The sequence below is a fragment of the Acidovorax sp. SRI_002 genome (genome assembly GCF_057586455.1).
On the sequence record NZ_JBYCZW010000004.1, the window covers coordinates 435782 to 449035 of the forward strand.

General features: G+C 61.8%; 11 protein-coding genes and 1 tRNA gene. 7 read left to right on the top strand and 5 right to left on the bottom strand.

Features of this window, described 5'->3' with window-relative positions; all coding sequences use genetic code 11:
• Positions 1-117: 117 nt before the first annotated feature.
• The 4 genes from AC2YJX_RS13240 (at position 118) to AC2YJX_RS13255 (ending at position 3872) form a co-directional block, all read left to right on the top strand.
• The gene (locus AC2YJX_RS13240; protein ID WP_199726966.1) at positions 118-1002 is read left to right on the top strand and encodes an NAD(P)-dependent oxidoreductase; all 885 of its coding nucleotides are present in this window, start codon (positions 118-120) and stop codon (positions 1000-1002) included.
• A gap of 84 nt (positions 1003-1086) precedes the next feature.
• A tRNA-Lys gene (locus tag AC2YJX_RS13245) sits at positions 1087-1162 on the top strand.
• A gap of 228 nt (positions 1163-1390) precedes the next feature.
• Positions 1391-2557 (top strand): cellulose synthase complex periplasmic endoglucanase BcsZ, encoded by a 1167-nt coding sequence (gene bcsZ, locus AC2YJX_RS13250; protein ID WP_487256287.1) that lies wholly within the window; start codon positions 1391-1393, stop codon positions 2555-2557.
• Between the two features lie 82 nt (positions 2558-2639).
• Positions 2640-3872: a multidrug effflux MFS transporter gene (locus AC2YJX_RS13255; protein ID WP_487256288.1), complete on the top strand. Its 1233-nt coding sequence runs from the start codon at positions 2640-2642 to the stop codon at positions 3870-3872.
• A gap of 382 nt (positions 3873-4254) precedes the next feature.
• On the opposite strand, the gene AC2YJX_RS13260 is transcribed toward AC2YJX_RS13255, so the two are convergent.
• The 3 genes from AC2YJX_RS13260 to orn all read right to left on the bottom strand — a co-directional run bounded on the left by AC2YJX_RS13260 (position 4255) and on the right by orn (position 8637).
• Positions 4255-5721, bottom strand: a complete 1467-nt coding sequence (locus AC2YJX_RS13260; RefSeq protein WP_373692584.1) for a sensor domain-containing diguanylate cyclase — start codon at positions 5719-5721, stop codon at positions 4255-4257.
• 143 nt (positions 5722-5864) lie between these two features.
• Complete coding sequence (locus AC2YJX_RS13265) at positions 5865-7748, bottom strand: DEAD/DEAH box helicase (RefSeq protein WP_228896598.1); 1884 nt, start codon at positions 7746-7748, stop codon at positions 5865-5867.
• 310 nt (positions 7749-8058) lie between these two features.
• Entirely contained in the window at positions 8059-8637 is a 579-nt protein-coding gene (orn, locus tag AC2YJX_RS13270; RefSeq protein ID WP_008904975.1) for an oligoribonuclease, read from the bottom strand.
• 37 nt (positions 8638-8674) lie between these two features.
• Here orn and AC2YJX_RS13275 point away from each other — a divergent pair, with 37 nt between their 5' ends.
• Genes AC2YJX_RS13275 through rsgA form a run of 3 tightly spaced genes read left to right on the top strand, consistent with a single transcriptional unit; the run spans position 8675 to position 11288 of the window.
• Positions 8675-9982, top strand: coding sequence for a M48 family metallopeptidase (locus AC2YJX_RS13275; RefSeq protein WP_228896597.1), 1308 nt, complete (start codon positions 8675-8677; stop codon positions 9980-9982).
• Complete coding sequence (locus tag AC2YJX_RS13280; RefSeq protein ID WP_218300481.1) at positions 9979-10314, top strand: 4a-hydroxytetrahydrobiopterin dehydratase; 336 nt, start codon at positions 9979-9981, stop codon at positions 10312-10314. Before AC2YJX_RS13275 ends, AC2YJX_RS13280 begins: the two co-directional genes overlap by 4 nt.
• Positions 10315-10343: 29 nt before the next feature.
• Positions 10344-11288, top strand: a complete 945-nt coding sequence (rsgA, locus tag AC2YJX_RS13285; protein ID WP_121420850.1) for a ribosome small subunit-dependent GTPase A — start codon at positions 10344-10346, stop codon at positions 11286-11288.
• Positions 11289-11410: 122 nt separating this feature from the next.
• Here rsgA and AC2YJX_RS13290 read toward each other — a convergent pair whose 3' ends face one another.
• Together AC2YJX_RS13290 and AC2YJX_RS13295 are read right to left on the bottom strand one after the other, a co-directional pair.
• Positions 11411-12397: a CobD/CbiB family protein gene (locus AC2YJX_RS13290; protein ID WP_055403047.1), complete on the bottom strand. Its 987-nt coding sequence runs from the start codon at positions 12395-12397 to the stop codon at positions 11411-11413.
• Positions 12398-12454: 57 nt separating this feature from the next.
• The gene (locus AC2YJX_RS13295; RefSeq protein WP_487256289.1) at positions 12455-13174 is read right to left on the bottom strand and encodes a CoA pyrophosphatase; all 720 of its coding nucleotides are present in this window, start codon (positions 13172-13174) and stop codon (positions 12455-12457) included.
• Positions 13175-13254: the final 80 nt, after the last annotated feature.

Genomic DNA, 13254 nt, shown 5'->3' on the forward strand with positions numbered 1-13254 from the left:
CTGGGGCTGTGCGGCATCATCATTCCAATCTAGCCATGCTGCAAGCTCCGTGACAGGGTGATGCACCAAAAAGGCACATGATGCACACAGAGACAACGATCCCGGATGAATGACGCCATGACCACCACCCCGCTTCGCATTGCAGTCCTGGGCATTGGCATGATGGGCCGCCCCATCGCACGCCGCCTCAAGGAAGCCGGCCATCAGGTCCAGGTGTGGAACCGTACCCGAGCCAAGGCGGAGCCCCTGACAGCGTTTGGCATCACCGTCCATGCCTCGCCCACCGAAGCGGTCCAGAACGCCGATATGGTGATCAGCCTGCTGGAAAACGGCCCTGTCGTAGGACACGTCCTGTTCGAATCCGGAACGGCCAAGGCGATGCGCAAAGGCGCCCTCTTCATCGACATGGCCTCCATCCAGCCCCGCGAAGCACGGGACCACGCCGCCCGCCTGGGCGAGATGGGCCTGGCCCACCTGGATGCACCTGTATCAGGTGGGACGGTGGGAGCAGAAAACGGCACGCTCGCCATCCTGGTGGGCGGGCGCCCTGAAGACTTTGCGCAGGCCCAGCCCGTGTTCGCCGCCTGCGGACGCGCCACCCATGTGGGCCCGCACGGCGCGGGCCAGCTCACCAAGTTGGCCAACCAGATGATCGTGGGCATCACCATCGGCGCGGTGGCCGAGGCATTGCTGTTTGCAGCCAAGGGCGGCGCAGACATGGCCAAGGTGCGCGAAGCCATTCAGGGAGGTTTTGCCGACAGCCGCATCCTGCAACTGCATGGCCAGCGCATGGTGGAGCGTGACTTTGCCCCACGCGGCCGCATGGCCGTGCAGCTCAAGGACATGCGCAACGCCCTGGCGACGGCCGGCGAGATCGGCTTCGACGCGCCCATCACAGCCCTGTTCGAGACCCTCTATGCCGAAGGCGTAGATCATGGCTTGGGCGAACTGGACCACAGTGGTCTGTTTGTCGAACTCGCCAGCCGCAATGCCATGCAATAATTTTCTGGGTTGCTTGCCAAGCCAGAAAAAACTAGTGCATAATTCGAGGCTCTGCAGCAATGCAGACAGATTTATAAAAAGTTTGGGTTCTTAGCTCAGTTGGTAGAGCAGCGGACTCTTAATCCGTAGGTCGAGTGTTCGAGTCACTCAGGACCCACCAAACAAAAGCCGCAAGGCGCACAAAGCCGGTGCTACTTCAATGTAGCGTCGGCTTTTTTGTTTTTTCTGGCTACGAAAGAGGCACAACACACCCCTTCCTCGGCCGGCTCCGTTCTCAGCAGCATCTTCAGGTTACAAAATAACCTCATCGTGCTCGCACATATGCGCTGTGCACCATAGGCTATCCAGAAGAACCCGTTCCTGTTGGTATTGCAACACGAGGATTTTCATGACTCCAATGCTCCTGAGACGGACAGCACTTCTCACAGGACTGAGCCTGCTCGCGCCCGCCACGCTGTCACGCGCGCAAGGGCAGGAGCAAGCAGTGGCAGGCTTGGCGCGCGGCGGCCAATGGCCTGCCTGGGATACCTTCAAGACCCAATTCACCAGCGAGCAAGGCCGGGTGATCTCGGACGACGGGGAGGGAGGGCGCACCTACTCGGAAGGCCAAGCTTACGGACTTTTCTTTGCCCTGGTCGCCAATGACCGCAAGGGTTTCGACACCCTCCTGCGCTGGACCGAGAACAACCTGAGCGGTGGAGACCTGGGCGCACGCCTGCCCGCGTGGCTGTGGGGCCGTCGGCCGGACGGAACCTGGGGCGTTATTGACAGCAATGCGGCCTCCGACGCTGACATCTGGATTGCCTATGTCTTGGGCGAGGCTGCACGCCTGTGGAACGCCCCACAATATCGCGCCTTGGGGGCTCGTCTGGCCGCCCGCATCATTGCAGAGGAGACCGCAGACCTCCCTGGCCTGGGGCCGAGCCTGCTCCCTGCGCCAAGCGGCTTTGTGGAGGCCGAAGGCCGATGGAAACTCAACCCAAGCTATATGCCGTTGCAGGTCATGCAACGGCTGGCCACGCTCTACCCCCTCCCTGCCTGGAGGCAGCTCATTCAAAGTTCTGAAAAAATCATCGTGGGAGCCTCCCCCAAAGGCTACGCCCCTGACTGGACCTTGTACGACGCACGGCAAGGCTTTCTCATTGACGAAAAAGGCAAGGAAAAAGGCCAGGGCGCCTACAACGCGATTCGCGTCTACCTGTGGGCAGGCATGCTGCACCCTGCCGCACCTGGCCGCAAGCCCTTACTTTCTGCATTGGCCCCCATGGCGAGATACGTGCGCGAACAGGGGTACCCACCTGAATCGATTGATGTACTGACAGGACAGGGCTCAGGCCCCGGTCCGGCAGGCTTTACGGCAGCGATGCTGCCCTTTTTGCAGGCGCAAGGCGATAGTGCTGCATTGAAAGGGCAGCTCAGCCGCCTCGTCGCGAATCCCGTGCGATCCACGGCGTACTATGAACAGACTCTGGCCCTGTTCGGACTGGGCTGGATGGAGGGGAGGTACCGGTTTTCATCCGGGGGCCAACTGCTGCCGCAGAGAACCAAGTCCTGACAGCGGCTCTTGCCGCAACAGCCGTCATCGGCCCTGTCCGAGCCCCCTGCCCACGCCCGATGTTCTACCCGTTGCCCACCCGATGAATCCCAACGCCCACACACTTTGGCGCGCCCCCCAATGGACCCTCGCTGCCCTCCTCGCCGTACTGGGCATGCTGGGGCCTTTCTCGGTTGACACCTACATACCTGCCTTCACAGGCATTGCCAGTGCTCTGGGCGCCACCCCGGTGGAGATGCAACAGACCCTTTCGGCCTATCTCTTTGGTTTTGCGTTCATGAACCTCTTCCATGGAGCACTCGCAGACAGCTTTGGCCGGCGACCGGTGGTCCTGTGCGGGATCGCCATGTTCACGCTAGCCTCGGCTGGATGCGCGCTGTCACAAAGCATCGGCCAGCTCATAGCGTTCAGGGCATTGCAGGGCTTGTCTACGGGCGCAGGCATTGTGGTGTCGCGTGCGGTCATCCGCGACATGTTTCCCCCAGCGCGGGCGCAGCAGGTGATGAGCCAAGTGACGATCTACTTTGGCATAGCCCCAGCCATCGCTCCCATCGTGGGCGGCTGGCTCTTTGTACATGCAGGCTGGCACAGCATCTTCTGGTTTCTGACCTGCGTGGGTGTGGTGCTCTGGGTCGCAAACTTCAGGCTCCTGCCCGAAACATTGCAGGTCGAGCATCGCCAGCCGTTCAATGTGCCCCATCTGATGCGGGGGTACTGGCAGCTGGGGTCAAGCCCTCGATTTGTGCTGCTGGCGCTCGCAAGCGGCGTTCCATTCAATGGGATGTTCCTGTACGTACTGGCAGCACCTGCCTTTCTGGGCGAACACCTTGCACTAGCCCCCACGCAGTTCTTCTGGTTCTTTCTACTGACCATTTCGGGCATCATGGGCGGCGCGTGGCTGAGCGGGCGTCTGGCCGGCAAGATCGCTCCAAAACGACAGATACGGCACGGCTTTGTGATCATGTTTACCGTAGCCGTCTTCAATCTGGGAGCTAATCTGCTCTTTCCCGTGCACGCGGCCTGGTCACTGCTGCCGATTGCGGTCTTTGCGTTTGGCTGGGCACTGATGGTGCCGGTAGTGACCCTGCTGGTGCTGGACCTTCACCCCGAGCGCCGCGGCATGGCCTCGTCCATGCAAGCGTTTGTCGGCTCTACTGCGAACGGCATTGTGGCGGGCATCCTGGTCCCTTTGGTAATGCACTCAACGGTCTTGCTGGCCTTCGCATCGCTGCTCATGATGTGCGTGGGCATGATGGCTTGGATCTATCTGCACCATCGCTGGCCCGATATTGGAAGGACTGCAACGCCAGGTTGAGCCCCTGGCGTTCGTGAATTGCCCTGCGCGCTAGCAACAATGAGACCTCACTCTACGCCCCGCCAAGTCAGTGCGCACCCGCGAGAGTGGGATTCCAGGCGCCCGAGTACAAAGCCCAGCCTAACTGGAAGCTTGGCAAGTTTGTCGATGTCGAAGCGTTCAAGGCGGTAGAGGCACAGGTAATGGCACAGTAGTCACCCTGGGAAGCCTCTGGAAAGCCGCTACGCCCGCCAGGCACTGGGGCCATCGATGCCTCGGAGCGCAACTTTCTAGCCAGGGCGCCAACCGGGTGGCTCTACGGCTACGCAGTTCACGCGGGCTGAGTTCTGAAGTACACCCCACGGCACCTGACGCCAAGCTTCCGTGCAACCCGGAAGGGGTCCTATGACAGTTGCCGCCGGTCCACCCCTTTTTCCTGGTAGTACCGGATTTTTTCGGCATACATGGCCTGGTCGGCACGATGGATGGCCGCTTCCACCATGTCGCCCGAACGGCATGAAGCGACGCCCATGGCCAGGCTGATAGGCTGACCCGGATAGAACTGGTTGTTCAAGTCCAACATGGAGAGAATGCGCTCCTGCAACGCAAAGGCGCTGCGCTCGTCCATGCCGGGCAGCAACACCGTGAATTCGTCTCCGCCAATGCGCGCGGCGCAGGCTGGCGGGTCCACCGCCTTGGCCAGTACTTCGCCCACCCTGCGCAGCATGGAATCGCCCGCAGCATGGCCCTGCTCATCGTTCACAACCTTGAGCCCGTTCAGATCAATCGCAATGATGGACAGAGGCCACGGCCCCTTGCGGGTGACACGATTGAGTTCTTCCGCATAGAAGGCCCGGTTGCGCAGCTGCGTCAGGACGTCATGCTTGCCAAGGTACTCCAGGTAGGCTTCCGCCTTTTTGCGCGCCGTGATGTCCACCAGCGACAGCAGCACCAGCCCCCAGTCCGCAAGATGGTCTGCCAACACAGAAAACTGCATGTGGATATGCACCGCATCCCCGGACAGCGCGTAGTTGACCACTTCGCGCTGCTGAAAGGTCTTGCCCTCCCACAGGTCCAGCAACTGGTCCGCGAAGGACTCATGCATCTCACCCCTAAACACCCGCCCGATGTTGTTCAGAAGCATCTCCTTGCTGGACGCACCGAACATGCGCAACGTCTGCTGGTTGACATCGATCACGCGAATCTCCTGCATGCAGCGCGTGACGAATTCAGGGTGCACCGTGATGAAGGTCTTGAAATCGTCAATGCCCTGCGAGCGAACACCGTCGAGCAGGCTTTTCACGGCACTGAAATCCTCGACCCACAACGAGACCGGGGAGTGCTCGAACAAATCCCGTGCATATTGTTCGCTGCGCCGAAGTTGGCTGGCACTCCGCACTTGGGCCGTGATGTCTTCCAGCGAAAGCAGAACGCGGCTCCAGTCCGCTTCATACCCTGGAAGGATGCGTGCGCGAATCTGAACGTCAAGACGCCGGCCATCCAGCGCATAGTTGACAGTCTGGTTCGAAAACTCCAGCTGCCCGGACCACAGCGCCGCCAGCTCATGGAAGACCGCATCGTGCATGTCATCCCTGAAGACCTGGTCCAGATTCGCTTCAAGCACCTGTTGGTTCTCGGCCGCAAACAGCTCCAGCGTGCGGCGATTGACTTTCAACACCTTGAGGGCAGCGCTGCATTGCCGCACCCTTGCGGAGTCCTGAGCAAGGTGGGCACGAAGATCGGAAACCCCCGCAGCGCGCCAGCGATCAAAAAGTTGCTTCAGGGCGCTGTAGTCCTCCAGCCAGAGAGACACAGGCGCCAGTTCGAACATGTGTTCAAAGTCTGCCTCGGAAGATAACGAAGACGACACTGCAGATTCCTCCCTGGGCAATTATTGTCGAGCTACTCTGCGTATTCTTGGTCCAGGGTCCCCACAACAACAAAAAAGGCCAGCACCTTGCGGTACCGGCCTTTGCAACAGGGGTGGCGCTAGCGCCACAGACCTGCCAGCGATCAGCGCGCGGGGCGCGCAGGGCGCTTGCGGGCATCGTGTGCCACGAACGGCTTGCCGCCACCACCAGCTGGCTTGGCAAACGCTGGCTTGCGGGGAGCGAAATCACCACGCGGTGCACCTGCATCACCACGGGGCGCAAAGTTGCCACGGCCTGCGTCACCAAAACCAGGTTTGCGGCCATAGCCTTCACCATCACGACGCGGCGCAAAACTACGGTCACCACCACGGTCATCACGACCCGCAAAACCGCCAGCGCCTTCACCACGCGCAGGAGCACCACGGTTGTCGCGGCCAGCGAAACCACCGCCAAAGCCACCACCGAAACCACCACGGTCATTGCCACCACGTGCGGGACCACCGAAGCGGCCACGCGACTGGTTGTCACGGTTGTCGTACGAACGGCCCGGGGCGCCACGGCCACCACCAAAATCGCCACCGCGAGGTGCCTGCGGCGCGCGCTGCGAGGGCTCCATGCCGGGAATCACTTCGGCCTTGAACTGCTGGCGGCTGTACGACTCAATGTCGTAGATCTTGCGGCGATCGCGGAACTCGGCAAACGTGATGGCCAGGCCATCGCGGCCCGCACGGCCAGTACGGCCAATGCGGTGGGTGTAGTCCTCGGCCTTCATGGGCAGGCCGAAGTTGAACACATGGGTGATTGTGGGCACATCGATGCCACGTGCTGCCACATCGGTAGCCACCAGAATCTGCACCTGGCCAGCGCGCAATGCCATCAAACGGCGATTGCGCAAACCCTGGCTCAGGGCACCGTGCAATGCAACGGCCGAAAAGCCTTCTTGCTGCAGGTCGTTGGCCAGGCCATCGCACTCCACCTGGGTGCTGGCAAAAACGATGGCTTGGTTGATCGTGGTGTCACGCAGCCAGTGGTCCAGCATCTTGCGCTTGTGCTGGGCGTTGTCGGCCCAGTACAGCATTTGCTTGATGTTGGCATGCTTCTCTTGCGGAGAGTCAATGGTGACCTTCTGCACAGACGAACCTCCGTCGTGCATCACGCGCATGGCCAGCTGCTGGATGCGGGGCGCGAAGGTGGCGCTGAACATCATGGTCTGCTTGCGCTGGGCGGTCAGCTGGTTCAGTTCGGCCAGGTCGTCCGAGAAACCCAGGTCGAGCATGCGGTCGGCTTCGTCAACGACCAGGAACTGCACCTTGTCGAGCTTGATCTGCATCGAGCGCTGCAGGTCCAGCAAGCGGCCGGGGGTGGCCACCACCAGGTCGGCGTTTTGCAGCTTGGCGATCTGCAATTGGTAAGGCATGCCACCCACCACGTTAGCGACACGCAGGCCACGGCAGTGCTTGACCAGGTCGATAGCATCGTGCGCGACTTGCTGCGCCAGTTCACGCGTGGGGCACAGAATCAGGGCACCAGGGGTGGCGGCCTTGAAATTGCGCGAGCTGGTGGGGTCCTTGCGCTTGGCGCGCTTGGGGGCAGCTTCACCACGGGCGGCAGCTTCGGCCACAGCGCGCTCGAAAGCAGCGCGTTCTTCGGCTTCGGCAGCAGCCTGCTGGTTGATCAGCGTGTGCAGCACGGGCAGCAGGAAGGCGGCAGTCTTGCCGCTGCCGGTCTGGCTGGAAACCATCAAGTCGATGAACTTGGTGGAGTCGTTGCCACCGCCCATTGCCAAGGGAATGGCCTTGAGCTGCACGCTGGTGGGCTGGGTGTAGCCCAGGTCAGCCACGGCTTGCACCAGTTCAGGGGCCAAGCCCAGTTCGATAAAGCCGTTGGGTTCAGCAGTCACGGCAACGTCGGCCTCGGCGACAGCTGCTACCACGGCGTCCAGAGGGGAAGACTGCACGGAAATGTCGGCAGCAAAGGAAGTGTCGGCAGGCGCGAATTCGCCCTGCACCAAAGAGGTGTCGGTCATGATTTTTCTCTCACGAAGACGATCGCAAGCGTAGCCTGCGAGTGGCTTCGTCAATGGTTAAAAAACATCAACCATCAAACGAAACCTGCATTGCTCTGGGCGGATGCTGGTGGGCGTTGTTCGCTAGTCCTGCACTGCGTTGAAAACAGTCGGCTGGCAAGCCCGGTGTGTGAGGGGAGATGCACAATCTGCGAGGAATGGATTCCTGCGCAGCCGCTGATTATGGCATGGATAGGTATTTTCCCGCAAGCCCCTCTCAGTTCTTGCGATACAAACCCACAAGGTCTTCAGCCGCCCTCCCCGGAATCCGTCACACCGAAAGCAGGTGCTTGCGGTAGTGCGCCAGTTCGTCAATGGACTCATGCACGTCTGCCAGGGCCGTGTGCTTCTGCGCTTTCTTGAAGCTGGTGTAGGCCTCGGGCTTCCAGCGCTTGGCCAATTCCTTAAGGGTGCTCACGTCCACGTTGCGGTAATGGAAGAATCGCTCCAGCTTGGGCATATAGCGCACCAGAAAGCGCCGGTCCTGGCCGATGCTGTTGCCGCACATAGGCGCAGTCCCTTTGGGAACGTACTTGCTCAGGAAGGCAATGATCTGCTGCTCTGCCTCCTCCTCCGTCACGGTCGAGGCCTTCACCTTGTCGATGAGGCCGCTGCGGCCGTGGGTGCCCTTATTCCAGGCATCCATCTTGCCCAGCAGTTCATCGGACTGGTGGATCGCAAAAACTGGCCCCTCGATGCGCGGCTCCAGGCTCGGTCCCGTCACGATGACGGCGATTTCAAGAAGGCGGTCGGTATCGGGCTCCAGGCCAGTCATTTCGCAATCGAGCCAGACCAGGTTCTGGTCGGATTTGGCAAGTGCGTGAGGGGTGGGGTTGTTGGCTTCTGACATGGCGCGGATTGTCGCCGATGGCCTAAACTCGCCGCTCATGCCCACTTCCGACGCCTTCTCTCCCGCCCTGGCGCTGACGCTTGCGTTTGCCGCAGCTCTCACACTGGGCCTTGTGCTCAAGTTCTGGCTGGCTACGCGCCAGATCCGGCATGTGGCGCGACACCGCAGCGACGTTCCCGCACCATTTGCCGAACGCATCGCGCTGGCGGCGCACCAGAAGGCCGCGGATTACACGATCACCAAGGCGCGCCTGGGCTTGCTGGAAATGGCACTGGGTGCGGCCGTGCTGCTGGGCTGGACACTGCTGGGTGGACTGGATGTGCTGAATCAGGCCCTGCTCAGCGCCCTGGGCGGCGGGATGTGGCAGCAGTTGGCACTGCTGACCGCCTTCGCCGCCATCAGCGGCCTGATCGACCTGCCGCTGTCGCTGTACCAGACCTTCGTCGTGGAAGAGCGCTTTGGTTTCAACAAGATGACCTGGCGCCTGTGGGTTGCCGATGCGCTCAAGGGCCTGCTGGTCGGCGCACTCATCGGCCTGCCCATCGCCGCGCTGATCCTTTGGATCATGGCGGCGACCGGTCCGCTGTGGTGGCTGTGGGCCTGGTGCTTCTGGATGGGTTTCAATCTGCTGCTGATGGTGGTGTATCCCACCTTCATCGCCCCGCTGTTCAACAAGTTCCAGCCCCTCGAAGATGAATCGCTCAAGGCCCGTGTCACTGCCCTCATGCAGCGCTGCGGCTTCTCGGCCAAAGGGCTGTTCGTGATGGACGGCAGCCGCCGCAGCGCGCATGCCAACGCCTACTTCACGGGCTTTGGCGCAGCAAAGCGCGTGGTGTTTTACGACACCCTCTTGCGCCAGCTGGCCCCGGGCGAGGTCGAGGCGGTGCTGGCCCATGAGCTGGGGCATTTCAAGCACCGCCACATCATCCAGCGTATCGTGACCATGTTCGCATTGAGCCTGGCAGGCTTTGCACTGCTGGGCTGGCTCTCCAACCAGGTGTGGTTCTACACCGGGCTGGGCGTGCGGCCGAGTATCTCGTTGGACCCCACCCTGGCCGCAGCCCCCAATGACGCATTGGCCCTGCTGCTTTTCATGCTTGTGGTGCCAGTCTTCACGTTTTTCATCTCGCCGCTGTTCTCGCAACTTTCGCGCCGCCACGAATTCCAGGCAGACGCCTACGCCGTCGCCCAGGCCAGCGGCGCCGACCTGTCCTCCGCCCTGCTCAAGCTCTACGAAGATAATGCCTCCACGCTCACACCCGACCCGGTGTACGTGAAGTTCTACTACTCGCACCCACCCGCCACCGAGCGGCTGGCGCGCATGCACAACCCCTCCCATCCATGACTACCATGTTGAAGAAAAAAGACTGGTCAACGCTTACCCGTCGTGCGTTGACAGCTACCGAAGTTGTAGCAAACCTGGCCAAACTCGAAGGCTGGAGCCTGACGGGCGATGGCGCTAACGTCGCCATTGAGAAGACCTACCATTTCGCCAACTACTACGAGACCATCTCGTTCGTGAACGCCTTGGCCTTCATTGCCAATGCCCAGGATCACCACCCCGATCTGTCGGTGCACTACAGCCGCTGCGTGGTGCGCCTGAACACGCACGACGTGCATGGCATTTCATCCACGGATTTCGAGTGCGCAACGCAGTTCGATGCCCTGGTGGCCTGACCCCATGACCTTGCGCACCACAGGCTCCCATGGCTGAACGCAGCGCGCTCATGGACGGCACCGTGGTCGCCAGCCATGGGCGCCACTGCATGGTGGAGACACCCGACGGCGAACGCCGCATCTGCCACCCACGCGGCAAAAAGAGCCAGGCAGTGGTGGGCGACCATGTGCTGTGGCAGGCGCCCCCGCCCGGCCAGGGCGAAGAGGGCACCATCGAAAAGGTCAAGGAACGGCGCAACCTCTTTTACCGACAGGACGAGATCCGCACCAAGTCGTTTGCCGCCAACCTCGACCAGGTGCTCATCCTGATCGCGGCAGAGCCGGTGTTTTCGGAAAGCCAGCTAGCCCGCGCCCTGATTGCCGCCGAGGCCGAGGGCATCAAGCCCATCATTGCACTCAACAAGAGCGATCTGGTCGAACCTTTCGCCCGCGCCTGGGAGCGCTTGCTGCCCTACCGGCACATGGGCGCCAGCAAGCACTATGGCGTGCTGCCGCTGTCGCTGGCGCTCTCCAGCGACGTGGACCGCGCGCTGCTGATGGAACATCTGCAGGGCAAGACCACGCTGGTGCTGGGGCCCTCAGGGTCCGGCAAGAGCACCCTCATCAATCTGCTGGTGCCAGGCGCTTCCGTGCTCACCGGTGAAATCTCGCAGGCGCTGAACTCGGGCAAACACACCACCACCAGCACGCACTGGTACTGGATGGACAAGGCCCGTACCACCGCGCTCATCGATTCACCAGGCTTTCAGGAGTTTGGGCTGCACCACATTGCCCCCATGCAACTGGCAGCCTGCATGCCCGACATTGCAGCACATGCGACAGCCTGCAAGTTCTACAACTGCACGCACCTGCACGAGCCGGGCTGTGGCGTGCTGGATGCAGTCAAACTGGGCCCCAGCGCAGGCGGTATAAGCGCAACACGCTATAAAATTTATAGCGATCTATTTGAAGAACTGCGCCACACCCGGTACTGAGCCGGGCGCGGCCTTCACTCCTGGCACGACGGAAACCAGCGCACCCGTGGAACTGGCTTGCATGGGTGAGGGTGCGCCCCTCCTCCGAGGGCAGCCGCACTGCGGTTCAGAGGGCTTGCCAGCTACCCCAGCAAACGCGCCAGCGTAAGCAACGCCAGCAGCAGCATCCACACCACCACCGAGCGCCACACCAACCCCACAACGCTGCGCAGGTGGCCCACCTCGGGCTCGCGGCCGGGGGTGGAATCGCTGTCACCCATGTCAGCGTCAATCTCCAGGCCCTGTGGCGCGTGCAATTCAGTGCGCGCCTTCAGTGCCTCACCCCCCAGGCGTACATTGATGGCACCTGCCGTGGCGGCCAGCACCACGCCGTCGTTGTCATTGGGGAAACGCTGTGCGTGAAACCGCCAGCCCTCGATCGCCTCTTCAAAGCTGCCCACCACCGCAAAGCTCAGTGCGGTGAGCCGGGCCGGAAGCCAGTCGATGGCAGTCCACGCCTGCGCAGAGGCCTGCTGCAGGGAGGCGCTGGCAGGCTGAGCGCCCGTGCGCTGCTTGTAATGCCAATAGCGCGATACAAACTCAGCCAACCGGTACAGAACAGCCCCGGTCGGCCCCAAGCCCAGGGCAGCCAGCACGGAGAACCATGCCAACACGCCGAACACATGCCGGTGGGCCGCCAACACTGAATACTCGATTACATGGCGCACGATCTCGCTGCGCGGTAGCGCCCCCACATCCACCTGCTGCCAGTGAGCCAGGCGCTCGCGGGCAGCATCTTCATCGCCCTCCTCCAACGCGTCGCGGATGCCCGTGAAGTGGTGGCTGAACTGCCGAAACCCGAGCGTGATGTACAGCACGGCCACACTCCACAGCACTGCGAAGGGCCACCCCAACCCCCAAAGCAACAGCCAGTGAATGGCCAGGGTCACCAGGGCCGGAACCAGCACCGCAAGGCTCCAGGCCACCCAGCCGTGGTGCGGCTTGCCCGCATCAAAATTGCGGCTCACGGACAGCGCCCACGCCCGCAGACCCGCATGAATGGGATTGCTGCGTGCCAGCGGGCGGGCCTGCTCGATCAGCAGAGCGAACAGGATGGCGAAGAAACTCATGGGGGGCAATGATACTGGTGCTTTGCCCTGATGCACCCTATCGCACGCGGGCCCGGTTTACGCCTGCATGAAACGGTAGAAGTTGCGCAGCATGCCTGCTGTCGCACCCCAGATGTAATGGTTCTTGCCGCCGTCCTGGTAGGGCATCGAGAACCACTCCCGGTGTACGCCATCACGGTCGAACACATGGCGCCGGTGGTTGGCGGGGTTGAGCAGAAAATCGAGCGGCACCTCGAAAAGGTCCGCCACTTCATACGGATTGGGTTGGAGCACGCAGTCCGGCTGCACCAGCGCTACCACGGGCGTGATGATGAACGATGAGCCTGTGACATAGATTGGCAACGTGCCGAGCACTTCGACAAAATCCCGAGCAAGCCCCACCTCTTCCTGCGCCTCGCGCAAGGCCGTGTCGGCAGGCGTTGCATCTCCCGCGTCTGCCCGCCCACCGGGGAAGGCCACTTGCCCCGAATGGGTGGACAGGTGGGCCGTGCGTTCTGTCAACAGCACCATGGGCTGTTCGCGCAGCACGATGGCAATCAGCACCGACGCACGGGCGGGCTCGCGGTTCATGAACTTCTTTTCCAGCAGCACCTCAGGCTCCCACTGCGGCGGGTGCGCAAAACGCGCCCGCAGCGCTTCAGCGGTCTGCGCCTGAAGCGGCACCGCAGGCAGGTGCGCATCCACCCCCACCACCGGAACAAGGCGGGGGTCAAAGTCGGTCAGGCTCGACAAAGGAGCGATCACCGACGAGACAGCAGGACTGGAAGAAGGGTCCACAAGAAGGGGGAGGTGAACAAGCCAAAAAACAAAAAGCCGCTACAGGCAGACGCTGTAGCGGCTTGTGAGGTCGAGCCTGC

Bases quoted from the DNA above. Each gene is read 5' to 3' on its own strand.
- AC2YJX_RS13240 (WP_199726966.1), top strand. From the start codon at position 118: ATGACCACCACCCCGCTTCGCATTGCAGTCCTGGGCATTGGCATGATG.
- AC2YJX_RS13280 (WP_218300481.1), top strand. From the start codon at position 9,979: ATGACTACCATGTTGAAGAAAAAAGACTGGTCAACGCTTACCCGTCGT.
- AC2YJX_RS13275 (WP_228896597.1), top strand. From the start codon at position 8,675: ATGCCCACTTCCGACGCCTTCTCTCCCGCCCTGGCGCTGACGCTTGCG.
- orn (WP_008904975.1), bottom strand. From the start codon at position 8,637: ATGTCAGAAGCCAACAACCCCACCCCTCACGCACTTGCCAAATCCGAC.
- bcsZ (WP_487256287.1), top strand. From the start codon at position 1,391: ATGACTCCAATGCTCCTGAGACGGACAGCACTTCTCACAGGACTGAGC.
- AC2YJX_RS13290 (WP_055403047.1), bottom strand. From the start codon at position 12,397: ATGAGTTTCTTCGCCATCCTGTTCGCTCTGCTGATCGAGCAGGCCCGC.
- AC2YJX_RS13265 (WP_228896598.1), bottom strand. From the start codon at position 7,748: ATGACCGACACCTCTTTGGTGCAGGGCGAATTCGCGCCTGCCGACACT.
- AC2YJX_RS13255 (WP_487256288.1), top strand. From the start codon at position 2,640: ATGAATCCCAACGCCCACACACTTTGGCGCGCCCCCCAATGGACCCTC.
- rsgA (WP_121420850.1), top strand. From the start codon at position 10,344: ATGGCTGAACGCAGCGCGCTCATGGACGGCACCGTGGTCGCCAGCCAT.